The sequence below is a fragment of the Curtobacterium subtropicum genome, from assembly GCF_030362975.1.
Classification (GTDB): Bacteria; Actinomycetota; Actinomycetes; order Actinomycetales; family Microbacteriaceae; genus Curtobacterium; species Curtobacterium subtropicum.
The window spans coordinates 145,753-169,070 of sequence record NZ_JAUCMM010000003.1; the positions used below are offsets into that span (position 1 = coordinate 145,753).

General features: G+C 71.5%; 28 protein-coding genes. 21 read left to right on the forward strand and 7 right to left on the reverse strand.

The genetic code is table 11. The features are described 5' to 3' along the window. The first annotated feature begins 106 nt into the window (after nucleotides 1-106). Complete coding sequence (locus QUG98_RS05980; protein ID WP_289469703.1) at nucleotides 107-685, forward strand: hypothetical protein; 579 nt, start codon at nucleotides 107-109, stop codon at nucleotides 683-685. A gap of 296 nt (nucleotides 686-981) precedes the next feature. On the opposite strand, the gene QUG98_RS05985 is transcribed toward QUG98_RS05980, so the two are convergent. Both QUG98_RS05985 and QUG98_RS05990 read right to left on the reverse strand, forming a co-directional pair. After that, on the reverse strand, nucleotides 982-1,455 hold the full coding sequence (locus QUG98_RS05985; protein WP_289469704.1) for an NUDIX hydrolase: 474 nt from the start codon (nucleotides 1,453-1,455) through the stop codon (nucleotides 982-984). Continuing rightward, nucleotides 1,410-2,732, reverse strand: coding sequence for a glutamyl-tRNA reductase (locus tag QUG98_RS05990; protein ID WP_289469705.1), 1,323 nt, complete (start codon nucleotides 2,730-2,732; stop codon nucleotides 1,410-1,412). Before QUG98_RS05990 ends, QUG98_RS05985 begins: the two co-directional genes overlap by 46 nt. A 123-nt stretch (nucleotides 2,733-2,855) precedes the next feature. Between QUG98_RS05990 and hemE the strand changes: the two genes are divergently transcribed. The 11 genes from hemE to hemL all read left to right on the forward strand — a co-directional run bounded on the left by hemE (nucleotide 2,856) and on the right by hemL (nucleotide 12,914). Continuing rightward, nucleotides 2,856-3,974, forward strand: coding sequence for a uroporphyrinogen decarboxylase (hemE, locus tag QUG98_RS05995; protein WP_289469706.1), 1,119 nt, complete (start codon nucleotides 2,856-2,858; stop codon nucleotides 3,972-3,974). Then, nucleotides 3,971-5,335, forward strand: coding sequence for a protoporphyrinogen/coproporphyrinogen oxidase (locus QUG98_RS06000; protein ID WP_289469707.1), 1,365 nt, complete (start codon nucleotides 3,971-3,973; stop codon nucleotides 5,333-5,335). Before hemE ends, QUG98_RS06000 begins: the two co-directional genes overlap by 4 nt. A gap of 98 nt (nucleotides 5,336-5,433) precedes the next feature. Continuing rightward, a complete protein-coding gene (locus tag QUG98_RS06005) occupies nucleotides 5,434-5,688 on the forward strand; it encodes a hypothetical protein (RefSeq protein ID WP_058729364.1) in 255 nt (84 codons plus the stop codon). Next, complete coding sequence (locus tag QUG98_RS06010; protein ID WP_289469708.1) at nucleotides 5,685-6,119, forward strand: phage holin family protein; 435 nt, start codon at nucleotides 5,685-5,687, stop codon at nucleotides 6,117-6,119. Before QUG98_RS06005 ends, QUG98_RS06010 begins: the two co-directional genes overlap by 4 nt. A gap of 34 nt (nucleotides 6,120-6,153) precedes the next feature. Then, nucleotides 6,154-6,384 carry a DUF3618 domain-containing protein gene (locus tag QUG98_RS06015; RefSeq protein ID WP_058729362.1) on the forward strand — a complete coding sequence of 77 codons (231 nt, stop codon included), beginning with the start codon at nucleotides 6,154-6,156 and terminating at the stop codon, nucleotides 6,382-6,384. A 72-nt stretch (nucleotides 6,385-6,456) separates the two neighbouring features. Continuing rightward, nucleotides 6,457-7,239, forward strand: coding sequence for a hydrogen peroxide-dependent heme synthase (gene hemQ / locus QUG98_RS06020; RefSeq protein WP_289469709.1), 783 nt, complete (start codon nucleotides 6,457-6,459; stop codon nucleotides 7,237-7,239). Continuing rightward, nucleotides 7,236-8,468 (forward strand): ferrochelatase, encoded by a 1,233-nt coding sequence (locus QUG98_RS06025; RefSeq protein WP_289469710.1) that lies wholly within the window; start codon nucleotides 7,236-7,238, stop codon nucleotides 8,466-8,468. Before hemQ ends, QUG98_RS06025 begins: the two co-directional genes overlap by 4 nt. Continuing rightward, entirely contained in the window at nucleotides 8,465-9,544 is a 1,080-nt protein-coding gene (gene hemC / locus QUG98_RS06030) for a hydroxymethylbilane synthase (RefSeq protein WP_137766129.1), read from the forward strand. The genes QUG98_RS06025 and hemC overlap by 4 nt, the downstream gene beginning before the upstream one ends. Nucleotides 9,545-9,685: 141 nt before the next feature. After that, a complete protein-coding gene (locus tag QUG98_RS06040; protein WP_353067832.1) occupies nucleotides 9,686-10,504 on the forward strand; it encodes a uroporphyrinogen-III synthase in 819 nt (272 codons plus the stop codon). Beyond that, complete coding sequence (hemB, locus tag QUG98_RS06045) at nucleotides 10,501-11,556, forward strand: porphobilinogen synthase (RefSeq protein ID WP_224442104.1); 1,056 nt, start codon at nucleotides 10,501-10,503, stop codon at nucleotides 11,554-11,556. Before QUG98_RS06040 ends, hemB begins: the two co-directional genes overlap by 4 nt. Beyond that, nucleotides 11,553-12,914 carry a glutamate-1-semialdehyde 2,1-aminomutase gene (gene hemL, locus QUG98_RS06050; protein WP_289469712.1) on the forward strand — a complete coding sequence of 454 codons (1,362 nt, stop codon included), beginning with the start codon at nucleotides 11,553-11,555 and terminating at the stop codon, nucleotides 12,912-12,914. The genes hemB and hemL overlap by 4 nt, the downstream gene beginning before the upstream one ends. A 132-nt stretch (nucleotides 12,915-13,046) precedes the next feature. On the opposite strand, the gene QUG98_RS06055 is transcribed toward hemL, so the two are convergent. The 4 genes from QUG98_RS06055 to QUG98_RS06070 all read right to left on the reverse strand — a co-directional run bounded on the left by QUG98_RS06055 (nucleotide 13,047) and on the right by QUG98_RS06070 (nucleotide 16,843). Beyond that, complete coding sequence (locus QUG98_RS06055) at nucleotides 13,047-13,832, reverse strand: ABC transporter ATP-binding protein (protein ID WP_289469713.1); 786 nt, start codon at nucleotides 13,830-13,832, stop codon at nucleotides 13,047-13,049. A gap of 40 nt (nucleotides 13,833-13,872) precedes the next feature. After that, a complete protein-coding gene (locus tag QUG98_RS06060) occupies nucleotides 13,873-14,565 on the reverse strand; it encodes a GntR family transcriptional regulator (protein WP_289469714.1) in 693 nt (230 codons plus the stop codon). 90 nt (nucleotides 14,566-14,655) lie between these two features. Continuing rightward, nucleotides 14,656-15,633 (reverse strand): MDR family oxidoreductase, encoded by a 978-nt coding sequence (locus tag QUG98_RS06065; RefSeq protein ID WP_289469715.1) that lies wholly within the window; start codon nucleotides 15,631-15,633, stop codon nucleotides 14,656-14,658. A gap of 181 nt (nucleotides 15,634-15,814) precedes the next feature. Then, nucleotides 15,815-16,843, reverse strand: coding sequence for a 6-phosphofructokinase (locus QUG98_RS06070; RefSeq protein WP_289469717.1), 1,029 nt, complete (start codon nucleotides 16,841-16,843; stop codon nucleotides 15,815-15,817). Between the two features lie 164 nt (nucleotides 16,844-17,007). On the opposite strand from QUG98_RS06070, the gene QUG98_RS06075 reads away from it, so the two are divergent. The 5 genes from QUG98_RS06075 to QUG98_RS06095 all read left to right on the forward strand — a co-directional run bounded on the left by QUG98_RS06075 (nucleotide 17,008) and on the right by QUG98_RS06095 (nucleotide 20,062). After that, nucleotides 17,008-17,916 (forward strand): DNA-3-methyladenine glycosylase family protein, encoded by a 909-nt coding sequence (locus QUG98_RS06075; RefSeq protein WP_289469718.1) that lies wholly within the window; start codon nucleotides 17,008-17,010, stop codon nucleotides 17,914-17,916. A 61-nt stretch (nucleotides 17,917-17,977) separates the two neighbouring features. After that, nucleotides 17,978-18,592, forward strand: a complete 615-nt coding sequence (locus QUG98_RS06080; RefSeq protein WP_289469719.1) for a GNAT family N-acetyltransferase — start codon at nucleotides 17,978-17,980, stop codon at nucleotides 18,590-18,592. Nucleotides 18,593-18,800: 208 nt separating this feature from the next. Continuing rightward, complete coding sequence (locus tag QUG98_RS06085) at nucleotides 18,801-19,142, forward strand: ASCH domain-containing protein (RefSeq protein WP_289469720.1); 342 nt, start codon at nucleotides 18,801-18,803, stop codon at nucleotides 19,140-19,142. A gap of 51 nt (nucleotides 19,143-19,193) precedes the next feature. Next, the gene (locus QUG98_RS06090) at nucleotides 19,194-19,550 is read left to right on the forward strand and encodes an Imm8 family immunity protein (protein ID WP_289469721.1); all 357 of its coding nucleotides are present in this window, start codon (nucleotides 19,194-19,196) and stop codon (nucleotides 19,548-19,550) included. A gap of 125 nt (nucleotides 19,551-19,675) precedes the next feature. Next, nucleotides 19,676-20,062 (forward strand): immunity protein CdiI family protein, encoded by a 387-nt coding sequence (locus tag QUG98_RS06095; protein ID WP_289469722.1) that lies wholly within the window; start codon nucleotides 19,676-19,678, stop codon nucleotides 20,060-20,062. A gap of 316 nt (nucleotides 20,063-20,378) precedes the next feature. Here QUG98_RS06095 and QUG98_RS06100 read toward each other — a convergent pair whose 3' ends face one another. Continuing rightward, nucleotides 20,379-21,329: a quinone oxidoreductase family protein gene (locus tag QUG98_RS06100; protein ID WP_289469723.1), complete on the reverse strand. Its 951-nt coding sequence runs from the start codon at nucleotides 21,327-21,329 to the stop codon at nucleotides 20,379-20,381. A 71-nt stretch (nucleotides 21,330-21,400) separates the two neighbouring features. Here QUG98_RS06100 and QUG98_RS06105 point away from each other — a divergent pair, with 71 nt between their 5' ends. The 4 genes from QUG98_RS06105 (at nucleotide 21,401) to QUG98_RS06120 (ending at nucleotide 23,295) form a co-directional block, all read left to right on the forward strand. Next, nucleotides 21,401-21,817 (forward strand): MarR family winged helix-turn-helix transcriptional regulator, encoded by a 417-nt coding sequence (locus QUG98_RS06105; protein WP_289469724.1) that lies wholly within the window; start codon nucleotides 21,401-21,403, stop codon nucleotides 21,815-21,817. A gap of 232 nt (nucleotides 21,818-22,049) precedes the next feature. Then, nucleotides 22,050-22,562 carry a GNAT family N-acetyltransferase gene (locus QUG98_RS06110; RefSeq protein WP_289469725.1) on the forward strand — a complete coding sequence of 171 codons (513 nt, stop codon included), beginning with the start codon at nucleotides 22,050-22,052 and terminating at the stop codon, nucleotides 22,560-22,562. Next, a complete protein-coding gene (locus tag QUG98_RS06115) occupies nucleotides 22,492-22,680 on the forward strand; it encodes a hypothetical protein (RefSeq protein ID WP_058750533.1) in 189 nt (62 codons plus the stop codon). Before QUG98_RS06110 ends, QUG98_RS06115 begins: the two co-directional genes overlap by 71 nt. A gap of 102 nt (nucleotides 22,681-22,782) precedes the next feature. After that, nucleotides 22,783-23,295, forward strand: a complete 513-nt coding sequence (locus tag QUG98_RS06120; protein ID WP_289469726.1) for a GNAT family N-acetyltransferase — start codon at nucleotides 22,783-22,785, stop codon at nucleotides 23,293-23,295. The last annotated feature ends 23 nt before the right edge of the window (nucleotides 23,296-23,318 follow it).

Sequence of the window (23,318 nt, forward strand, 5' to 3'; positions counted from 1 at the left end):
CGCTGCCCGACAACGGGCGATTGTTCGGGCGGCGTCGTCGACGCGCGGGCCGGGCTGATCCTTCAGCGAAATCTGCTGCTCCCGGAGGCGAAGGGAAAGAAGAGACATGGGTGACGATAACGAGCGACCCGGTAATCTAGCACCATACGGGGCAGGGCTTATTGCTTTGCCATTCGGGTACGCAATACTGATCTTGAGCTCGCTCCCGAATGCCGCTTTGGGACAGGGTGATACTACTACCAATATCGCAACCGCTGTCGGGGGCCCGCTTGCGCTAATAGTCTTCGGTCTTCTGTCTGCTATTCCTCGCCGTCAGCGCGACGCCCGGCTGCGAGCCTCTCATCCCCGCGCCACTGTGCTCAATGTCATCATCACGCCAGCAGTAAAGCGGGAACTGGGGCTCGAAGAACCGTTGAAGCGTTCCTACACTGCGACGTTCCTCTTCGAGTCAGGCGCGGTCACACTCTGGAAAGGGGGAGTGAGGCCTAAAGCCGTGGCTACCTTCGATGGAAGAACGCTGAAGACGCGCACCACTTCCATGCGTCATGCTGGTAATCGTGTTGCAGCGATTGCGCTCTCATTCGCGAGCTTGCATGTTGTCCTGCCGGTCGTGAAGAGCGGTGGGGTCTTCAATATGGCGACGGGTTACGACAATGTTGAAAACATTCGGCAATCGATCGAGTAGGGCCAAGCCAGTCCGGTGACGTCCTGCAGGACACCACCGCGCTCGGGATGACGTCGAACGTGTCGTCGTACTCGTACGACACGGCCGGGAGGCTCGTGGCTGCGTCGATCCCGCGGCACCGGCTGACGTACGGCTTCGGGACCAGCTCCTGCACCCAGTCGGGTTCATGCGTCCTCATGTCGAGGGTCGCAGTGACTGGTCATCGCCGAGGCCACCGCGCGCGTGATCTGGGACCGCGCGTGCCGACGGGGCACGGTTCGGATTGTCGACGGTGGGACGGGGCACGCTGACGCCCGTCAGTCGACGAGGCCTGCGGCGACCAGCCGCCGCAACGTCTCGACGCCCGCCGGCGGGCACCGGCCCGCGTCCGCGGAGGTGACCCACTCCACCTCGTCCACCTCTGCGGAGGCGACCGGCGAGGCGGCGTCCGCCGTGCCTCCCGGCCGGACCAGGAACAGCGCCATCGAGACCATCGTCCCCGGCGCCTGCCCGTGCGCCGGCTCCGTGACGGTCCCGAAGAAGTCGACGTCGGCAGCGGTGAGCCGCACCGCGATCTCCTCGTCGGCCTCACGCAGCGACGCCTGCACGTCGCTCTCGTGCGGCTCCGCCTTCCCGCCGGGCAGGTAGAGCACGTCGCGCCCGCGGGCGCGCACCATCAGGACCCGCCGGTCGCGCACCAGCAGCAGCGCGCTGACACGCAGGGTCGGGGCGTCGGCCTGGAGGCTCAGCTCGCGTCCGCCTCGCCGGTGCGGTCCGACGACACGGGGCACTCGGGCGCGGTGCGCTCCGCGAGCGGCACGACCGGCGACGGCAGCTCCGCCTCGGGCTCCGGGTGCACGCCGAACAGGGCGTCGAGGGCGCCGACGAACTCCTCGCCGCGGCCCGCGCGACCGAGCTCACGCGCGCGCACCGAGGGGCGGTGCAGCAGGACGCCGACCAGGTGCCGGAGCGCCCGCTCGGTCTGCTCGACGGACTCGGGGTCCGCGTCGCGACGCTTCGCCCGGTCGATCTCGTCGTCGAGGATGTCGAAGACGTGCTTGCGGAAGGCGACGAGTGCCGGCGTGGTCGACTGCTCGAGCGCCTGCGCACGGAAGCGGGACACCGCGTCGTCGACCATCTGCCGGGCCTCGGACTCGGCGTTCAGCTCGGCGATCGGCGCATGGATGCTGATCGTCTCGAGGTCGAGGAGCTCGACACCGTCGACGTCGGCCGCGTCCGGGTCCACGTTGCGGGGGAGTCCGAGGTCGATGACGATGCGGCGCTGGCCGTCGTCGAGGTCGGCCGGTTCGACGACCGGGACCTCGCTCGAGGTGCAGGTGATGACGACGTCGCTCGCGCCGATGGCCTGGCGCAGGTCGGTCGCGGCGACCAGGTCGTGCTTCGCGGCGAACCACGGTGCGCGACCGGAGGGCGAGAAGACCTGGATGGTCGTGGCACCGCGGTCACGCAGGGCGGCGATGGTCGTGGCGGCGTAGCTGCCGGTGCCGACGAGCAGCACGCGGGTCCGTGCCCAGTCGGTGATGCGCGACGAGGCGAGCTCGAGGCCGAGTCGGACGAGCGACCGACCGGCTGCGCCGATGCGGGTGCGGGTCTTGACGCCGCGGGAGGTGTGCGCGGCCTCCTGGAAGAGCCGCTCGAGGTCCGAGGTGGTCGTCCCGTTGGCGCGGGCGTCCTCGAGCGCACGGCGGACCTGGCCGGAGATCTCGGTCTCGCCGACGACCACGGACTCGAGGCCGCTCGACACGGCGAACAGGTGCTGCACGACGTCCCCGCCGCCGAGCACGCTGACGGAGTCGAGGACCTCGGACGGCACGAGGTCGCTGGCGGTGGCGACGGCGTCGACGGTGGCCGACACGGCGGAGTCGCGGTCGTCGCCCGCGATGTCGAGGTAGGCCTCGAAGCGGTTGCAGGTGGCGAGGACGACGGCTCCGTCGAGCACGTCGGAGTCCGTCACCAGACGGCTCGCGGCGGTCGGTGCGCCGATGCTCAGTCGCTCCAGGAGGTCGAAGCTGGCGTTGCGGTGCGACGCCGTGAGACAGATGAGCACGTCTTCCATCGTAACTCGCGCTCGGAGCGACGGCTGTTCGCCCTCCGCGTGCACAGCAGACTGTGGGGTGGGGACCGGGCCCGGGGGCGGTCGGTGCCCGGCGGCGGATGGGAGAATCGGCGGGTGACCTCCGCCGTGCCCTCCGCCCTGCCCGACAGCCACCCGCTCGTGACCGGCAGGACGTCGGGGTCGCCGCTCGTCCGGGCGCTCCGCGGTGACCGGCCGGAGACGCTGCCGGTGTGGTTCATGCGCCAGGCCGGTCGGTCGCTGCCGGAGTACCGGGAGCTGCGGGTCGGCACCGCGATGCTCGACGCGTGCCTCGACCCGGCGATGGCGTCGGAGATCACCCTGCAGCCGGTCCGCCGTCACGGGGTCGACGCGGGCATCTTCTTCAGCGACATCGTCGTGCCGATCAAGCTCGCGGGCGTGGACGTCGAGATCGTCCCCGGTCGCGGCCCGGTGCTCGGCTCCCCGATCCGCACCGCGGCGGACGTGGACGCGCTCGCTCCGCTCGACCCGGACGCCCTGGCGCCGATCACCGAAGCCGTGCACCGCACCGTCGCGGAGCTCGGCGACACCCCGCTCATCGGGTTCGCCGGAGCGCCGTTCACCCTCGCCGCGTACCTGGTCGAGGGTGGTCCGTCCAAGGACCACATCCGCGCCCGCACCCTCATGCACAGCGACCCGGAGACCTGGGCGCGCCTGCTCGACTGGGCCGCCGGCGTCTCGGGGGCGTTCCTCCGGGCGCAGGTGACCGCCGGCGCCTCGGCCGCACAGCTCTTCGACTCGTGGGTCGGCTCGCTGTCCCGCACGGACTACGTGGCCTCGGTCGCGCCGCACTCCGCGACGGCGCTGTCGCACGTGGCCGACCTCGGCGTCCCGCGCATCCACTTCGGTGTCGGCAGCGGCGAGGTCCTGCACGAGATGACGACGCTGGGCGACCCGGCCGACACGATCGCCGTCGACGCGGTCGGGGTCGACTGGCGCGTCCCCCTCGACGATGCCGTCCGCCGCGTCGGCACCGGGGTCACCGTGCAGGGCAACATCGACCCCGCGATGCTCGCCGCCCCGTGGCAGGTCCTCGAGGACCACGTGCGCGACGTCGTCCGTCGCGGTGGCGCGGCCCGGGCGCACGTCGTCAACCTCGGGCACGGTGTCCCGCCGGAGACCGACCCGACCGTGCTCACCCGCGTGGTCGAGCTGATCCACGGGCTGGGCGACGGGACGGGAGCCGCAGCGTGACCGACGTCGTCGTGGTCGGGGGTGGCGTCGCCGGCCTGGTCGCCGCCCGTGACCTGGCGAAGGGCGGCGCGCACGTCGTGCTCGTCGAGGCAGGGGACCGCCTGGGCGGCATGATCCGCCGGCACACCGTCGCCGGGCTCGACCTCGACCTGGGAGCGGAGTCCTTCGCGACCCGGACCGACGCCGTCGAGCGGCTCGCGATCGAGCTCGGCCTGGGGAACGACATCGTGTCGCCGGACCCGCGCGGTGCGTGGCTGATGACCCGCGACGGCCGGACCGCCCCGATCCCGCAGACCGGGTTCCTCGGCATCCCGGGCAGCCCGATGGCCGCCGACGTCCTCGCGGTGATCGGCCAGGGCGGTGGGCTCCGCGCGCAGATGGACTCGCTGCTGCCCTCGCCCGTCGGTGCCCGGGCGCAGTCGCTCGGCGCGCTCGTGCGGAAGCGCATGGGCGAGCGCGTGCTCGACGACCTGGTCGTCCCGGTCGCCGGCGGCGTGTACTCGACGCACCCCGACCAGCTCGACCCCGACCGCGTGGCCCCCGGCCTCCGCGCGGCCCTGCAGCGTGAGGGGTCGCTCGCCCGCGCCGTGCTCGCGCTGCGCTCCCGAGCCACCGCGGGGTCGGCAGTGCAGGGCATCCGCGGCGGCATCGCCCGACTCGTCGACGAGCTCGTCGCGGACATGACGACCTACGGGGTCGACGTCCGGCTCCGCACCAGGGCGACCGCCGTCGAGCGCTTCGCCGTCGAGACCGCCGCTGCTGACGGCACCCGGGAGCGACTGCCGGCCCAGCACGTCCTCGCCTCGACCGCCGACCCGGCCCGCACCGCAGCGCCGGACCGCACGGGCATCGAGCTCGTGACGCTCGTGGTCGACCAGCCGGAGCTCGACGCCGGCCCCCGCGGTACCGGGATGCTCGTGCACCCCGACGCCGAGGGGGTCCGGGCGAAGGCGCTCACGCACGCAACCGTGAAGTGGCCGTGGCTCGCCGAGGCCGCACAAGGTCGGCACGTGCTGCGGCTGAGCTACGCGACGCGACCTGACGGCGACGACGCGAGCCGAGGCGCGACGCGACCGGACGGCGACGGGACGGAACCGACGGAGACGGGGACGAGCCTCCCGGTCGACCCGGACGACGCTGTCGGGACCCGCGCCATCCGCGACGCCACCGCGCTGCTCGGCGTCCCGGTGACCGCCGACCGCGTCCTGGGCGCCGCCCGGGTGCGCTGGTACGGGCCCGACCTGACCGCTGCGGGCCTGGCCGAGGGTGTCGTCGGGATCGGGGAGACGTCGTCCGGCCGTGGCCTGGCCGGCATCGTCGCCGCTGCCCGGACGTCCGCTGCACGCATCCTGGGATCCTGAGCGGACCGGGGAGCACCCGAGGGCTACTGTGGACGAACGCCGGACGTATTCCGTTCGGCGCATGACCACCGCACACCCTCAACAACGGAGGATCGCACATGCGAGGCAAGCTCCTGTTCGTCGCCGGCGCCGCACTCGGGTACGTCCTGGGATCGCGAGCCGGACGGGCGCGGTACGAGCAGATCAAGACCGTCAGCGGCAAGATCTGGAACAACGGCAACGTCCAGAAGGGCGTGCACCAGGCCGAGGAGTTCATCCAGGACAAGGGCCCGGACGTGGCCGAGTTCGTCGGTGAGCAGACCAAGAAGGTCGTCCGCAAGGTCAGCCAGAAGAAGGACGCCGCCTCCTCATGACCGACACCCGCGACCGCAAGTCGCGATCGTTGTTCGGTCTGGTCGGGGACATCCCGAAGCTGGTCAAGAACCTCGTCAAGGGCGAGATCGACCTGCTGAAGGCCGAGATGATCGCCAAGGCGAAAATCTTCGGACTCGCCGCCGGGCTCCTCATCGGCGCGCTCGTCATCGTGCTCTACGCGATCGGCGTGCTGCTGACCGCCGCCGTGATGGGCCTCGCGACCGTGATGCCGGCGTGGCTCGCCGCGCTGCTGCTCGCCGTCGTCATGCTGATCGTCGCCGGCATCCTCGGGTTCGTCGGCTGGAAGCGCTTCAAGAAGGGCCTGCCCCTCACGCCGAAGCGCACGATCGACAGCGTCAAGGACGACATCAACGCCGTGAAGGGCCTGGGCAACAAGCCCGGCCAGCACGACCGGATCACCCGCTCCTGAGCGGGACGACCGACACCCCCACCGGAGGACCCCTGTGACCGATCAGCACGACGACCTGGCGAACCGCGTCGCGGCGACCCGCACGCAGCTGTTCGAGACGCTCGACGCCATCGAGGACAAGCTCAACGTGCCGAAGCAGCTCGGCATCGCGGCGTCGAAGGTCAAGCAGGGGATCGACGAGAAGCCGGTGCCTTACCTGGCCGGCCTCGCAGCCGGTGTGGCGGTGGTCGGGAGTATCGTCGTAGCGGTGCTCCGACGGCGGTAGACCGCCTCTGATCGGTGGTCCTCCGGGCGCGGCGCGCAGCCACGACCCAGGCAACCGACAAGACGAGGAACCATGAGCTCCGACGTGCACGCAGCCCCGCACGAGAACGTCCCCGACCACGCCGTCGGCGCCCCCGCGCACGGCGGCAGCCCGGCGCACGAGACCGACCCGGCGAGCGGGATCGACCCGAACCTCCTCACCGCGTACGCGCTGTGGGCCGTGTTCCGGCGTCCGCTCGGACCGATCCACCGCGTCGGTGACGACGCCGTCGCCGAGCTCGACGCCGCCGTCGCCCGCGCGGCCGACGCCGGTGTCACGATCCGCGGCTTCTACGACGTCTCCGGCTTCCGCGCCGACGCCGACGTCATGATCTGGCTGCACGGCGACGACGCACAGGCGATCCAGGCCGCGCTGCGCGACCTCCGTCGCACCGCGCTGTTCCAGGACGCCGAACCGGTGTGGCACGCGATGGCGATGCACCGCGAGGCCGAGTTCAACAAGCGCCACACGCCGGCGTTCCTGCGCGGCAAGGACCCCGAGGCCTGGATCACGGTGTACCCGTTCGTCCGGTCGTTCGAGTGGTACCTCCTGCCGGAGGAGGAGCGCTCGAAGATGCTCCGCGACCACGGCATCGCCGGCGCGAAGTACCGCCGCGTGCTGACGAACACCATCGCGACCTTCGCCCTGAGCGACTACGAGTGGATCCTGCCCCTCGAGAGCCCCGAGCTCGTCGACCTCGTCGACCTCATGCGCGACCTGCGCTACACCGAGGCGCGCCTGCACGTGCGCGAGGAGGTCCCCTTCTTCACCGGTCGTCGGGTGACGACCGCCGAACTGCCGGAGGTGCTGTCGTGACCGACACCAGCCAGATCACCAACGGGAAGGTCCTCGCCGCGACGCCCGCGGCCGTCGACGGCCCCGAGCACGTCGAGGTCCCGACCGCGTACGACGCGATCCTGCTCGCCGGCTTCGGCGGTCCCGAGGGCCAGGACGACGTCATCCCCTTCCTCCGCAACGTCACCCGCGGCCGCGGCATCCCGGACGAGCGCCTGGAAGAGGTGGCGCACCACTACCGCCACTTCGGCGGCGTGAGCCCGATCAACGCCCAGAACCGCGCGCTCAAGGCGGCGCTCGAGGGCGAACTCGCGAAGCGCGGCATCGACATGCCGGTGCTCTGGGGCAACCGGAACTGGGCGCCCTACCTCGAAGAGGCCTTCACCGAGGCCGCCGACAAGGGCTACACCAAGCTCATCGCCATCGCGACGAGCGCCTACTCGTCGTTCTCGAGCTGCCGGCAGTACCGCGAGGACTACGCCCGCGTGCTCACTGAGACCGGCCTGATCGACACGATCCAGGTCGACAAGGTCCGCCAGTTCTTCGACCACCCGGGCTTCGTGCGCCCGTTCGTCGACGGTGTCCGTGACGGCATGGCCCGCGCGATCCGCGAGAACGAGGGCCTCGACGTCGCGACCGAGCTCCACATCCTGTTCTCGACGCACTCGATCCCGTCCACCGACGCGGCGAAGTCGGGCCCGGACTACCGCGGCTTCGACGAGCACGGCGCGTACGAGGCCCAGCACCTGGCCGTCGGCGAGGTCGTCCTCGAGCAGGCGTGGACCGAGCTGCTCGAGCAGCCGGAGTTCGCGCACCTGCAGGGCACGTCGAAGCCCGCGTGGAAGCTCGTCTACCAGTCGCGCTCGGGCCCCCCGACGCAGCCGTGGCTCGAGCCGGACATCAACGACTACATGAACGAGGAGCTGAAGGGCGGCCCGACCCGCGCGGTGCTCATCGTGCCGCTCGGCTTCGTGAGCGACCACATGGAGGTCATGTGGGACCTCGACGAAGAGGCCACCGAGACCGCGGGTGAGCTCGGCTTCTGGTCGCTCCGCACGCAGACCCCCGGCGTCGACCCGGCGTACGTCGCAGGGCTCGTCGACCTGGTGCTCGAGCGCGTCAACGGCCTGTCGAAGAGCGAGCGTCCGCACCTGACCGACATCGGTCCCTGGTACGACGTGTGCCGACCGGGCTGCTGCGAGAACGTGCGTGCCGGGTTCAAGCCGGCCGCGGCCGGGGTCGCTCCGTGACGGACGGCCACAGCGCGACGGCCTCCGACGGTCGGGCCCCGATCCGGCTCGGCACCCGTGCCAGCCGGCTCGCGGTCGCGCAGTCGCAGGACGTCGCCGACCGCCTGGCGAAGGCCGCGGGTCGCCCCGTCGAGCTCGTCACCGTGACGAGCGAGGGTGACACGAACCGTGCGTCGCTCGCGAGCCTCGGTGGAACGGGTGTCTTCGCCAGTGCCCTGCGCGAGGCCCTGGTCGCGGGTGAGGTCGACGTGCTCGTGCACTCGCTGAAGGACCTGCCGACCGCTCCGTACGAGGGACTCACGATCGCGTCGGTGCCGAAGCGTGCCGACGCCCGTGACGTCCTCGTCGCGCGGAACGGCGCGACGGTGGACACCCTGCCCGAGGGCGCGAAGGTCGGCACGGGCTCGCCCCGCCGGGTCGCGCAGCTCAAGGCGAAGCGTCCCGACCTCGACGTGATCGACATCCGCGGCAACATCGACACCCGCCTCGGGCGCGTGGACGACGACCTCGATGCGGTGGTGCTGGCCGCCGCCGGCCTCGGTCGCATCGACCGGCTGAACGCGGCGACCGAGCTCCTCGACCTCGGTTTCTGGCCGAGTGCTCCCGGCCAGGGCGCGCTCGCGGTCGAGATCCGAGCGGACGAGACGGACCGGAACCTGCTCGCCGCGCTCCGCAAGCTCGACCACGCGCCGACGCGCCTGACGGTGACCGCCGAGCGCGAGGTCCTCGCGAAGCTCGAGGCGGGTTGCTCCGCACCGATCGGTGCCACCGCGGTCGTCGACGCCGAGCTCCTGCTCGTGTCCGCGACGGTCTACCGCCCGGACGGCTCCGAGTACCGCACGGCGTCGCACGCGGCGCACCTCGACGGCTCCGCACAGGACCGGCTCGACGAGGCACTCGAGGTCGCCGGTCGCGTCGCCGCCGAGCTCCTCGAGAACGGTGCCGCCGAGCTGGCGGACCTGGCCTCGTCGGTGTCCGCGGCCCCGGCCGAGGGCGACCACTCCGCCGGACCCGGTCTCGCCACCCCCGCGGCCGAGCAGCCGGCGGACGACGGCTCCACGACCACCACGGCGTAGGCGGTCACCACGGACGACACCGCTCGCGTCGCGGACGAGGCACGGCCCCCGGTCGTCCTCGTCCCGCGCGGCGGTGCGTGGGGCGATGCCGTCGCCGCGGCGGCCCGGGAGCGCGGGCTCGAGCCCGTCGTCGTCCCGCTCATCACGGACGCCCCACCCGCCGACCCGGCGGCGCTCGACGCGGCACTCGCGCGGTTCGCCGACGCGGCGGGCTCGTCCGCCGACGGCGTAGCAAGCCCGTCCGCCGACGGCGCAGCAGGCTCGTCCGCCGACGGCGCAGCAGGCTCGTCCGCCGACGACGCGACGGGCCCGTCCGTCGACGACGCACCGGTCGGGAGGCGCGACGCGACCCCCGAGGACGGCGCGCGTCCCGACGGGGCCGGCTCCGGAGCCCCCTGGCTCGTGGTGACCAGTGCGACGGCCGTGCGCGTGGTCGCCGGACGCGTTCCGCGCCTCCCGGCCGGGGTCCGTGTCGCCTGCGTCGGCGACGCGACCGCCCGTGCCGCGCGCGAGGCGGGCTGGCCCGTCGACCTCGTGCCCGACGACCAGTCCGCAGCCGGACTGGCCGACGCCCTGCCGTCGGAGGTGGGGACCGTCCTGTTCCCACGCTCCGAGATCGCCGCGACCACCCTCGTCGACCGGTTGCGCGCCCGCGGCATCGCCGTGTCGGAGGTCGTGGCGTACCGTACCGTGGGGACGGGTGACGACCCGATCGTCCTCGACCCCCCTCCGGACGCCGTGCTCGTGACGAGCGGGAGCGTCGCCCGACAGGTCGCAGCGCGGATGGCCCCGCTCGACCCGCGCACGCACGTCGCGTGCATCGGACCGTCCACCGCTGACGCCGCCCGTGCCGCGGGACTCCCCGTGCACGTCGTGGCCGCCGGCCGGTCCGCCGAAGCCCTGCTCGACGCCGTCGTCGAGACCCTCCACCCGAACCCCAGAACAGGAAGGTCATCGTGACCGGACGCTTCCCCCAGGTCCGCCCCCGTCGGCTGCGCGCCACCCCGGCGATGCGACGCCTCGTCGCCGAGACGCGGATCCACCCCGCCGAGCTCGTGCTGCCGATGTTCATCCGCGAGGGCGCCACCGACGCGATCGACATCTCGAGCATGCCGGGCGTGCAGCAGCACTCGCTCGACTCGTTCCGCCGCGCCCTGAACGAGGCGGCGGAGCAGGGCGTCGGCGGTGTGAACCTGTTCGGCGTCCCGACGTCGAAGGACGCCGAGGGGTCCGGCGCGACCGACCCGGACGGCATCCTCAACGTCGCGATCCGCGTGGCGAAGGAAGAGGTCGGCGACGCGCTCGTCGTGCAGTCCGACCTGTGCCTCGACGAGTTCACCGACCACGGCCACTGCGGCGTGCTCGCTGCCGACGGCTCGGTGGACAACGACGCCACGCTCCTGCGCTACCGCGACATGGCGGTCGCCCAGGCCGAGGCCGGCGCAGAGCTGGTCTGCATGAGCGGCATGATGGACGGCCAGATCGCCGCCGCCCGCGACGCCCTCGACACCGCCGGACACAGCGGTACCGCACTGCTGGCGTACTCGGCGAAGTACGCGTCGGCGTTCTACGGCCCCTTCCGCGAGGCCGTCGCCTCGACGCTCCAGGGTGACCGTCGGACGTACCAGATCGACGCCGCGGACGGCCGTCAGGGGCTGCGCGAGGTGCTGCTGGACATCGAGGAGGGCGCCGACATCGTCATGGTGAAGCCGGCGATGAGCTACCTCGACGTGCTCGCCCGTACCGCCGACGTCTCCGAGGTCCCCGTCTGGGCGTACCAGATCTCCGGGGAGTACGCGATGATCACGGCCGCCGCCCAGAACGGCTGGATCGACCGTGACGCCGCCGCGATGGAGGCCCTGGTCGGCATCAAGCGTGCCGGTGCGGACGCGATCCTGACCTACTTCGCGGTCGACATCGCGAGGAAGCTCAACCAGGAGGCCGGCCTGCGCACGTCCGGCAGCACCGCGGCGGTGTCCGGCGTCGCCACGACCGGGAAGGCCCCCGAATGACCACGACCGCCCCCACCGGCACCGCTCCGTTGTCGAACGACGAGCTGTTCGGCCGAGCGAAGGACAGCATCCCCGGCGGCGTGAACTCGCCCGTCCGCGCGTACGGCTCCGTCGGCGGCACCCCGCGCTTCCTGACGTCCGCCTCCGGGCCGTACGTGACCGACGCCGAGGGCCGGCAGTACGTCGACCTCGTCGCGTCGTGGGGTCCCGCGATCCTCGGGCACGCACATCCGGGCACCGTCGAGGCCGTGCAGCAGGCGGCGTCGCGCGGCCTCTCGTTCGGGGCGTCCACCCCGGGCGAAACGGAGCTCGCCGAGCTCGTGAAGGAGCGCGTGCAGGTCGACGGCGACGGGCCGATCGAGAAGCTCCGCATGGTGTCCACCGGCACCGAGGCCACGATGACCGCCATCCGCCTGGCCCGCGGGTACACCGGTCGCGACCTCCTCGTGAAGTTCGCCGGGCACTACCACGGTCACTCCGACTCGCTGCTCGCCGAGGCCGGCTCGGGCGTCGCGACGCTCGCGCTGCCGGGCAGCGCGGGCATCACCGCCGAGACCGCCGCGCAGACCCTGGTGCTGCCGTACAACGACCTCGACGCCGTCCGCGCCGCGTTCGACGAGCACTCCGAGCGCATCGCCGCCGTGATCGTCGAGTCCGCCGCGGCGAACATGGGGGTGCTCGCTCCGGAGCCCGGGTTCAACCGTGCGCTCGCCGAGATCACCCGGGCGCAGGGCGCGCTGCTCATCGTCGACGAGGTCCTTACCGGCTTCCGCGTCGGCCCGGCCGGGTGGTGGGGCCTCGAAGCAGCCGGAACCGTCCCCGAGGGCACCGGCTGGAAGCCCGACCTCGTCACGTTCGGCAAGGTCATCGGCGGCGGCATGCCCCTCGCCGCGCTCGGCGGTCGGCGCGAGGTCATGGACTTCCTCGCCCCGCTCGGGCCGGTCTACCAGGCGGGCACGCTGTCCGGGAACCCGCTCGCGGTCGCCGCCGGCACCGCGACGCTCCGTGCGGCGACACCGGACGTGTACGCGCACCTGGACCGCACGGCGGCGACGATCGCGGACGCCACGAGCGCCGCGCTGTCGGCCGAGGGCGTGGCGCACACCGTGCAGCACGCCGGGAACCTGTTCTCGTTCGCGTTCGTGGAGCAGGCACCGCGGAACTACGACGACGTCCGCGCGCAGGAGGCCTTCCGCTACGCGCCGTTCTTCCACAGCATGCTCGACCAGGGCGTGACCCTGCCGCCGAGCGTGTTCGAGGCGTGGTTCGTCACGGCGGCGCACGACGACGAGGCCGTCGGACGCGTGCTCGACGCGCTGCCCGCGGCAGCGCGGGCGGCGGCGGCCGCCACGGCGTAGCGCGCCGGCTCCCTCCCGTTCCGCAAGACGCAACGTCGGCGGTTCCTCGCAGCGGTACAGCGCTGCGCGGGGCCGCCGACGTTGCGTTCTGCGAATGGGTCGGGGACCGGTCGGCCGGGAGGCTCGTGGCGGCTACCGCGCTCGGCGTGCGTGCCAGCGGCCCCCGGTCCGCTCGATCGCCAGCGGGAACGCGAAGGCGTGCGACACCGCCTCGGACATGACGACCTGGTCGGCCGGGCCCTGAGCGACCACGGCGCCGTCGCGCAGCAGCATCGCGTGCGACGTCGACGCCGGCAGGTCCTCGAGGTGGTGCGTCACCATCACGCTGCCGAGGTCCGGGTGGCGCTGCCGCAGGGCGTCGACGGTCTCGAGCAGGTGCTCGCGTGCGGCGACGTCGAGGCCGGTCGCCGGCTCGTCGAGGAGCAGCAGGCGCGGCTCGCTCATGAGCGCGCGGGCGATGAGGGCCCGTCCCCGCTCTCCCTGGGACAGCACCGGCCAGCGGGAGTCGACCCGCGCCTCCAGCCCGACGTCGGCGACGAGCCGACGCGCGGTGTCGAGCTGCTCCGGCGTCGGCTCCCACCGCATCATGAGGTCGGTCGTGCCGGTCAGCCCGGTGAGCACGGTCTCGAGCACCGTCAGCGGCGACAGCATGCGGTGTCGCGGGTCGACGTGCCCGATGTGCTCGCGGAGCTCCCGGACATCCACCCGCCCGAGTCGTCGGCCGAGCAGCTCGACCGTGCCCGCGGTGGGGTGCCCGTTCGCGCCGAGGACGGCGAGCAGCGTCGACTTGCCGGCGCCGTTCGGCCCGAGCAGTGCCCAGTGCTCCCCGCTGCGCACCGTCAGCGAGACGTCGCGCAGCAGGTCCCGTCCGGAGCGGGTCACACGGAGGGCTTCGGCGCGGAGCAGGACGTCGGTCACCCGACCAGTCTGCCCGGTCGGGTGCCCCGTCCCGTCGGTGTCAGGCGGAGGCGGGCGCGTCGGCGTTCGCGTGCGCGGCGCGCATCTCCGTCAGGTGCTCGGCCATCGCGCGGGACATGCTGCGGATCACGGCACCGGCGGCCTCGCCGTCGCGCCCCTTCGCGGCTGCGCGGAACGAGTCGAGCCCGTGCTTGACGTCCCAGAACACGAACTCCGGCTGCCCGATGCGGACGAACTTCGCGCGGTTGACGATGCCCTCGGCCGTCTTGACGAGCAGCTCGTTGCCCGAGTGCGCGACGAGGAACGCGATGAGCGCGTCGACGTCGTCGTTCAGGGCGCGGTCCTCGGCGTCCGCGTGCTTGCGGGCCTGGTCGAGGAGCTTGCCGAGCTGCTTGAGCGCGGCGTCGTCGAGGTTCGGCACGGCCCAGCGGGCGGCGAGCTCGGCGAAGCCGAAGAGCAGCTGGAACGCGTCGTCGTACTGCTCACGCGTGGGGGAGGCGACGCGGGTGTACCGGTTCGCCTCCATCTCGACGAGGCCGTAGTCGACGAGCTTCGCGATGGCCTCGCGGATCGGCGTGCGACTGACCCCGAGCCACGCGACGAGCTCGTCGTCGTTGAGGCGTTCGCCGGCCTGCAGCGTGCCGTCCTGGATCGCGGCGAGCATCTTCTCGAGCACGACGTCGCGCAGGAGCTTCCGGGGGGACGACTCGACCGACGACTTGGGTACCGGCATGGCTGCTCCTCACAGGTTCGGGTGTTCCGTGTGCCAAACCTAGCGTGTCAGTTGGCAAGCGTTCGGGAAATCACCTGAAAGGGAAACGCCTCAGCGTCGCAGGTCGACCACCGTCCGGCCGTGCACGCGACCGGCCACCACCTCGGCACCGACCGCGATCGCGTGCTCGAGGTCGACCGTGCGCGTGACGTCGGCGAGCAGCGCCGGGTCGAGGTCGGTGGCGAGTCGCTCCCACGCCCGCTGGCGCAGCGGCAGGGGCGCCTCGACCGAGTTGATGCCGAGCAGCGACACCGCGCGGAGGATGAACGGCATCACCGACGTCGGCAGCGCGGAGTCCTGCGCGAGCCCGCACGCCGTGACCGCCCCACCCCACTTCGTCGCGGCGAGCACGTTCGCCAGGGTCGCGCCGCCGACGCTGTCGACCGCTCCGGCCCAGGTCGCGCGCTGCAGCGGCTTGCCGAGCTCGGCGAGCGTCGCACGGTCGACCACGTCGGATGCGCCGAGGGTCCGGAGCGAGGCCTCGTTCGACCGTCGCCCGGTCGAGGCGGTCACGCGGTACCCGCGGGCGGCGAGCAGGGCGATCGCCACCGTGCCGACACCGCCGGACGCCCCGGTCACGAGCACCGGACCGTCGTCGGGGGACACCGTGCGCTCGAGGGCGAGCACGGACAGCATCGCGGTGAACCCGGCCGTGCCGATCGCCGCCGCGAAGGAGTCCTCGACCCTGTCGGGCAGCACGACGAGGGACCCGCTCGGCACCACCGCGTGCTCCGCCCACCCGCCGTGCCGCGTCTCGCCGAGGCCGGCGCCGTTGCAGACCACCCGGTCGCCGATCGCGACGTCGTGCACCCCCGGACCCAGCGCCGACACCGTGCCGACGGCGTCGATGCCCGGGACGAGCGGGTCGATCCGGGCGACGCCGGGGTTGCCCGCCAGGGCGAGCCCGTCCTTGTAGTTGACGCTCGAGTACGTGACGTCGACGAGGGCCTCGCCCTCGGCGGGGTCGGGGAGGTCGACCTGCGTGATCGCGGGCGGGGCGGAACGGGAGACGAGGACTGCGCGCGTCATGCGTCGGACGCTACCCCGTGCCTCCCGGCCGTCGTTCCGACCCATCGCACGAAGGATGGAATGACGATCCGCGCATGGTGAGCAGGAAGGAACGGCTTCCTACGCGCGGAACTGCTTCCTACGCGCGGAACTGCTTCCTACGCGCGGAACGGCCTCCTACGCGCGGGACGGCGCCGCCGCGTCAGCCGAACATGATGGCGGCCTCGTCGTAGCGCGCCTGCGGCACCGTCTTCAGCTCGCCCAGGGCGTCCTCGAACGACACGTGCACGATCTCCGTGCCCTGGAGCGCGACCATCCGGCCCCACCGCCCCTCGACCACGGAGTCGATCGCCGCGAGCCCGAGCCGCGTCGACAGCACCCGGTCGTACGCGGTCGGTGTCCCGCCGCGCTGGATGTGCCCGAGGGTCGTGGCGCGCGTCTCGATGCCCGTCATCTCCTCGATCATCGGCGCCAGGCGCTCCCCGATCCCGCCCAGCCGCGGACGACCGAAGGCGTCGAGGCCGCGCTCGGTGTGCGCGTTGTCCTCGTGGTCCGGGACGAAGCCCTCGGCGACGACCACGAGCGGTGCCCGGCCGCGGTCGTAGGCGGCACGCACCCACGCTGCGATCTGCTCCATGCTCGTCTTCTGCTCGGGGATGAGGATGGCGTGCGCGCCCGCGGCCATGCCGGAGTGCAGCGCGATCCAGCCCACGTGCCGGCCCATGACCTCGGCGACCATGCAGCGCGAGTGGGACTCGCCGGTGGTGCGGAGTCGGTCCATGGCCTCGGTCGCGATGGCCACCGCGGTGTCGAAGCCGAACGTGTAGTCGGTGGCGCCGAGGTCGTTGTCGACGGTCTTCGGCACGCCGACGATCTTCAGGCCGGCGTCGGTCAGGCGCTTCGCGGCGGCCAGGGTGCCCTCGCCGCCGATCGCGACGATGGCGTCGATGCCGTGCCGTTCGAGGGTCTTCGTGATGTTCTCGACGCCACCGTTCGGCCCCTCGAAGGGGTTGGTGCGGCTCGTCCCGAGGATCGTGCCGCCCTGCTTGGCGATGCCCTGGATGTCCTTGCGGCCGAGGGGCACGATGTCCCCGTCGACGACGCCCCGCCAGCCGTCGCGGAACCCGACGAACTCGTGTCCGTGGATCGCGATGCCCTTGAGCACGATGCCGCGGATGACCGCGTTGAGGCCGGGGCAGTCGCCTCCGGAGGTGAGGATGCCGATGCGCACGGAGACTCCAACGTCGTCGGGTTGCGGGGACCTCCCCATCATGTCTGACGGTGGTGTGGCATTACCATCCCCGTGTGTCCCTGCCGTCCTCCTCCGCCACCGCTCGACCCGGTGCGTCCGGTCGGCGGTCGGGGGCGTCCGGCGCGTCCGCTGGGGTCGGCCGCGTGGACACCGTGTACCGGCCGGGAGGCGCGGTGGACGTCCGCGCGACCCTCCGGCCCCTGCAGCGCGGCTCCGGCGACCCCGCCTTCCAGGTGGTCGGGTCCGACACGTGGCTCGCGCTGCGAACGCCGGCCGGAGCGGCCTCGGTGCTGGTCCGCCGGGCGGGTACCGACGCGATCGCGGTCTCCGCGTGGGGTGACGGCGCCGCGTGGGCGGTGACCCACGCGCCGGACCTGCTCGGGCGCGGCGACGACTGGTCCGGCCTCGACGTCAGCGCCCATGCCTTCCTGGCCGAGGCGCGACACCGCCAGCCGGGGTTGCGCCTGCTCCGGACGAACACCGTCGTGGCGATGCTCGTGCCGGCGATCATGGAGCAGAAGGTGACCTCGCGGCAGGCCTGGCGCGCGTGGCGGTACCTGCTCCGGCGCTTCGGTGAGCCGGCGCCCGGTCCGGTGCCCGTGGAGATGTTCGTCCCGCCGGCCCCGGAGCAGTGGGCGCGGATCCCGAGCTGGGAGTGGCACCGGGCCGGCATCGAGCCCGGGCGTTCGGCGACGGTGATGCGGGCGGTCAAGGTCGCGCCGGCGCTCGAGCGGACGCTGACGCTCGGTCGCGGTGGCACGGTCGTGTCGCAGCGGCTGCAGTCCGTCCCGGGCATCGGGCAGTGGACCGCCGCCGAGACGGCGCAGCGGGCGCACGGGGACCCGGACGCGCCGAGCGTCGGGGACTACCACGTGCCGGCACTCGTGGGGTGGGCACTGACCGGCGGCCCGGTGGACGACGACGGGATGCTCGAACTGCTCGAGCCCTGGCGCGGGCACCGCGAGCGGGTCGTCCGGCTGATCGGCGGCTCGGGCTTCCGGAAGCCGGCGTTCGGTCCGCGGATGACGATCCAGGACCACCGCTGGCACTGAGCCCGACACATCGTGGGCGCCGCCGCTGTGGTCCGGCCGGGGTGCATGTCATGATCGGGCCGTGGGGAACGTCGTCGTCGTGCAGGCCGGGGATCCGCGGCGGGAACGCCTCGAGCGCGAGGGGTGGTCGGTCAGCGCTCGGTCGTTCGGTGCGCAACTCGATGCCGAGCGTCTTGACGTCGGCCGGCTGACCGCGCTCGTGTCCGCGATCGATCCGGCACTCGTGTTCCGCCCGCTCGGAGCCCACGACGTCGACGCGGTGCTCGCCCTCGACCGACTGACGGCGGACGACTACCCGGGCAGCGTCGCGACCCGGCACGAACAGATGGGCCGCGACGCGGCCACCCCCACCGCGGGCCGCCGCGCCTCCGGAGCGTTCGCTGCCGACGGGTCGCTCGTCGCGATGACCCACGTCGAGGTCGACAGAGCCGACGCCGAGACGGACTTCACCGTGGTCCACCCGATGCACCGCGGTCGGGGGATCGGCACGGCGCTCAAGGCCTGGTCGGTCCTGGCGTTTCAGCGCAAGGGTGTGCGGCGCTTCCGCACGGGAGGATCCGCCGAAAACGTCGCGATCCAGCGAGCGAACGCCGTGCTCGGGTACGTGCAGGACGAGGAGTGGGTCACGCTGGCGCCCCCGGACAGCGCCGAGGCGGCGACGTCGGCTCCGAGGTGAGAATCGATCACACGAGGAGGGACCATGTCGGACCCGAACACCACCCGCAGATCGGCGCCGCGCTCCGCGCCTTCTTCACAACCTGAACCGGACGCAACAGCGTCTCGATGACCGGTCTGTCAGCGGACGGTGTCAGCCTCGGTAGTCGGACCGCCAGCGGAATCGGCACCACGATCGTTGCCCTGTCCCGCTGCGGCAGAGTGGATGCATGGTCAGTGCCACACCCAACACGATCCACTTCCACCGCAAGCACCATGAGGCGATCATGTCCGGCGAGAAGGTCACCACCGTTCGGTGGAACGAGGACGTACCGGTAGGAGCAGCCGTGTTCGTCTTCGACGAGCACCCGACGGCAAGGCCGGTCCCCGGCACCGTGATCGCCGTGCGCCGGTACCGGCTCGACACCCTCACCGCTGAACAAGCCCACCAGCCGCCCGAGACCGACATGGAGCTCTTCGCCCAACAGCTCCGCGAGAACTACTACCCCGACATGCCGTCCGACGCAGTTGTCGAGGTTGCTCGACTTGCGATTAGGACGTCCCACCACTAGCCGACTGGCTACAGGGACACGTGTCGGCGGTGCGTGCGTGAGAGTGACGCCGTGAAGGCTCAGGTGAGGTTCGTCTCGACGAATGACGGTGAAGACCTCGAGGGCGTTGTGCTCGAGGATCCAGACGACGTCGACATCTGGATCACCGTCATGGCCGGCCCGGTGGACGGGCCGGGACAAGAGTCTTTCCAACTGCGGGTTCGCAGCCCCCTCTCATTGACGAGGGAGCTGAACCAGTGGGGCCCGCTCCACGAGCGCCACATGATCGTCGTGGCCAAGTGGGACCCGCAGCAGATCCGATCCTTCATCAACCGGCTCTTCACTGAGGCGGAGGGACGGGACTGGAACGAGGTCGGAGAGAAGCTCAGCCGGTTGGGGCACTGGGAGTTCGAGGACTACAAGCCCTGATCAGTCGGTGCAGGAAGCGACAGCATCAGGAGCACCCGCTCCCGTCCGTAGCCGATTGGGCCTCGCGTGCATCACTGAACAACAGTGGGCGTTGCTTGCAGAATGTCACGGTGAGGAGGAAGTCGATGCGTGAGAGCGACGAGTGGGTCGTCCGCGTCTTCGTCGATCACGGCGCATCCCCGGTGTGGTACGGCGGTCCCCGCGACTACGACGAGATGCATGTGTCGCCGGATCTCGAGCGCGACCTACAGGTGTTCGACGATTGGTACTACGACGCGGAAGACCCGCTCGAGCAGTACGCGGTCCGTTCGAACGTCCGGCATGACTTCGAGCGCGAGGGAGAACGTCTCGCGCAGGCTCTCGCGAAGGAACTCGGTGCGCCGTTCTCGGTCACCGTGATCCATCCGGGGGATCGCTCGGGATCCCGCACCTACCGGTCCCCGGTAGCTGCGACAAATCCCCGAGCCCACGCTGCCTTCATCGCCATCCACGATGAGGACCTGAGAACTTGACCGGTGGAGGATCCTCTGCCGGACGTCGTGACGGTCGCCACGGAATGTTCGTCAAACGAGACGAGCGCTCAAATCCCATCAGCGATGGCACTCAGGGTCCTCCCGAGGGGACGGAAGATCCACCGCCAGATCCAAAGTGCGCTCCGCGGCCACCAGTCCGGAGCTTCGTCATTCGCTCTGCTCTTCATGACTCTTGAGCGCTCTGATCGTGACCAGGGTCTCGCGACGTGCTTGGAGGACGCTCGTCGCAAGGCGCCGCGGGATCTCATGGCTCTGAAGCTAGCTGACCGCGATCGGGCGTCCGATAGCCCATCCTCTACCGGTCGGCCGCCGTGAACACGACACGACCCGAGGTCGGAGCGCGGCCGGCCCAGAGAGCTTCGACGTCATCGAGCGGTGCAGGCTGCACGTCGATGCTCACCGTCTTGTCCGCGATGGCTGCGACGATGCCTGGCAGTTCTTCGATGAACGCGGCACGTCCGACGGAGCCCTGCCCGCTGCCGACGATCCGCAGCCCTGACGCCCGAAGGGCCGCGGACGGGACCGGGGCTTCCTGGCCGGCGGTCGAGCCGATCGCGATCCAATCAAGTCGACGACCTCGATCCTGCCGGGCCGTGACGAGGGAACGCATCACGTCAGCTGCTGGCCGCCCCCAGACGTAGTCGACGACAGCATCGACATCCGCCGCCGCCTCTCCCACCGCGTCCGGGTCGGTGAGGGAGATCACGGTGTCCGCTCCGAGTCCGCGCAACTGCTCGAGGCGCGTGGCATTGCGACCGCTGGCGATGACGGACGAAGCGCCGAGGTGCCGCGCCACCTGGACGGCAGCATTCCCCGACGCACCCGTCGCACCGAGGACCAGCACTCGGCTCCCGGGTGCGAAGTCGATCCGGCGACGAAGCGCAACCCAGGACGACATCACCGGATTCGCTCCCGCTGCCACGGCGACCGGGTCCGCGCCGTCCGGGAGGACAATGCTGGCTCGAGGATCCGCGGCGACGCGTTCTGCCATCGTGCCCCGGGTGTCGCTCGACGCGACGAAGTAGCGCAGCGACCCGTCCGGGAACCGGCCGATCGCGTCGACGCCCGGGATCAGTGGGAGGGCGCCTTCGCTCATGTAGTGCGAGCCGGCTGCCTGCGACCGGACTCGCGGGTGCAGGCCCGCGGCCACGACATCGACGATGACCTCGCCGGGAGCCGGCTCGGGCTCGGGGAACTGCTGCCAGACCGGTGCTTGACCGAACTGCTCGACGACCGCTGCGTACATGAATCCTCCAATTGCTTCGTGTTACGAACAAAGTAGTTCGTAACGCGAACTGCGTCAAGTAGGATCACGACGTGGATCAAGACGACGAGGTGAGTCGGCTCGTGGATGCAATCGGGGAGCTGTCGTTCCGCACGATGGGAGTGTTGACCGAGATCGCTGCCGACGAGGGCGTGTCGTTGACCCAGCTCCGGGTGCTGGCGATCCTGCGGGACCGCCGCGTTCGGATCGGGGAGTTGGCGCAGTACCTCGGGCTCGAACGCTCGACCATGACCGGCCTGGTCGCTCGAGCGTCCGCGAAGGGGCTCCTGAGTCGGCAGGCGAACCCGGACGATGCTCGGGCGGTCGATGTCCTGATCACCGACGATGGCGCACGGGTCGCACGCCGCCTCGAAACATCGATGCGCGAGGCGCTCGAACCCCTGACGACCGCACTCGACCCGGATCAGCAGTCACAGCTTCGAGTTCTTCTCGACGCAATCCTGCACTGATCGACCGTATCGATAGCCGGTCCACCAGCGGGTACCGGGGTACTTGCGAGGGCTTCGGATTCTGACGGCTGGGCTCTGGAGCGAGCCCCGTCTCACATGGGTGGTCCGCGAACCATCTCAGTTCACGTAGCCATTCGGGCGCCTCCTGACGCAGGAGAGGTGAGCTGGGCGCCAGTCGGCAAGGCTGCTCCGCGATGCCGAACAACGTGTCCACAGCCGTCTTCCAGGCGCGTTGGGTGGCAAAGGGACAAGTCGGCTGGCGGACGACTACCCGGGCGGCGTCGCGCCCCGGCACGAACAACTGGACAACGACGCGGCGACCCCCACCGCGGGCCGCCGCGCCTCCGGAGCGTTCGCTGCCGACGGGTCGCTCGTCGCGATGACCTCCGTCGAGGTCGACGGAGCCGACGCCGAGACAGACTTCACCGTGGTCCACCCGTCGCACCGCGGTCGGGGGATCGGCACGGCGCTCAAGGTCTGGTCAGTCCTGGCGTTGCAGCGCGAGGGTGTGCGGCGCTTCCGCACGGGAGGATCCGCCGAAAACGTCGCGATCCAGCGAGCGAACGCCGTGCTCGGGTACGTGCAGGACGAGGAGTGGGTCACGCTGGCGCCCCGGACAGCATCGACGCGGAGACGTAGGCTCCAGGTGAGAACCGATCTCACGAGGAGGAACCATGTCGGACCCGAACACCACCCCTGCCGCCGAGGCCGAGGAGCACCGCGTCGCCGAGCACGACGTCGCTGACCACGACCACGAGCAGGACGGCGGCGAGCACGAGACCGTCGAGCACGGCGACCACGTCGACTTCGTGCACGACGGTCACCGCCACGCGCGTCACGAGGACCACTACGACGAGCACTGAGCGTCGCTGACGCGACCGATGGCGGCCGGGAGGGACGTGGTGGAGCAGCCACGGGCCTCCCGACCGTCGTCAGCGCGGTCTCGCACCTCCTACGCTGGCCGCATGGCGACGATCATCCGCACCGCGCGGTCGAGCGACGCGGACGCCGTCCAGCGGATCGAGGACGATGCCGACCAGCTGCTGATCGACCGCCTCCACCCCGAGGTCTGGTCTCCGGCTCCACACGGCAGTGCACGACTCTCGGAGCCCGGCTTCCTGCTCGTGGCCGACGTCGACGGCGAGGTCGCCGGTTTCGTGCACGTCCTCGAGGTGGAGGGTGTCTGCCACCTGGAGCAGCTCTCGGTCCGACCGTCGCGGGCGCGGCGGGGCCTCGGGCGAGCGCTCGTGGAATCGGCGAAGGACCGCGCGCGTGTTCGCGGCCACGATCGCATCTCCCTCCGCACCTACGCGGACGTGCCCTGGAACGCACCGTTCTACGCGACGGCCGGATTCGTCGAGGAGGAGCCGGCGACGCGCTTCCACCGGTCACTGCTCGAGGTCGAGGCGCGGCACGGCCTCGACCGGTACGGGCGCAGGGTGCAGATGGGCGCAGCGCTCGGCGCATCCCGTCCGTAGGGGCGTCCGCGGAGCCGAGCCGG

Coding starts and splice junctions, on each gene's coding strand:
- QUG98_RS06085 (WP_289469720.1), top strand. CDS start 18,801: ATGGTCAGTGCCACACCCAACACGATCCACTTCCACCGCAAGCACCAT.
- hemQ (WP_289469709.1), top strand. CDS start 6,457: ATGAGCTCCGACGTGCACGCAGCCCCGCACGAGAACGTCCCCGACCAC.
- hemL (WP_289469712.1), top strand. CDS start 11,553: ATGACCACGACCGCCCCCACCGGCACCGCTCCGTTGTCGAACGACGAG.
- QUG98_RS06095 (WP_289469722.1), top strand. CDS start 19,676: ATGCGTGAGAGCGACGAGTGGGTCGTCCGCGTCTTCGTCGATCACGGC.
- QUG98_RS06060 (WP_289469714.1), bottom strand. CDS start 14,565: ATGCCGGTACCCAAGTCGTCGGTCGAGTCGTCCCCCCGGAAGCTCCTG.
- QUG98_RS06010 (WP_289469708.1), top strand. CDS start 5,685: ATGACCGACACCCGCGACCGCAAGTCGCGATCGTTGTTCGGTCTGGTC.
- QUG98_RS06115 (WP_058750533.1), top strand. CDS start 22,492: ATGTCGGACCCGAACACCACCCCTGCCGCCGAGGCCGAGGAGCACCGC.
- QUG98_RS05980 (WP_289469703.1), top strand. CDS start 107: ATGGGTGACGATAACGAGCGACCCGGTAATCTAGCACCATACGGGGCA.
- QUG98_RS06100 (WP_289469723.1), bottom strand. CDS start 21,329: ATGTACGCAGCGGTCGTCGAGCAGTTCGGTCAAGCACCGGTCTGGCAG.
- QUG98_RS06120 (WP_289469726.1), top strand. CDS start 22,783: ATGGCGACGATCATCCGCACCGCGCGGTCGAGCGACGCGGACGCCGTC.
- QUG98_RS06005 (WP_058729364.1), top strand. CDS start 5,434: ATGCGAGGCAAGCTCCTGTTCGTCGCCGGCGCCGCACTCGGGTACGTC.
- QUG98_RS06065 (WP_289469715.1), bottom strand. CDS start 15,633: ATGACGCGCGCAGTCCTCGTCTCCCGTTCCGCCCCGCCCGCGATCACG.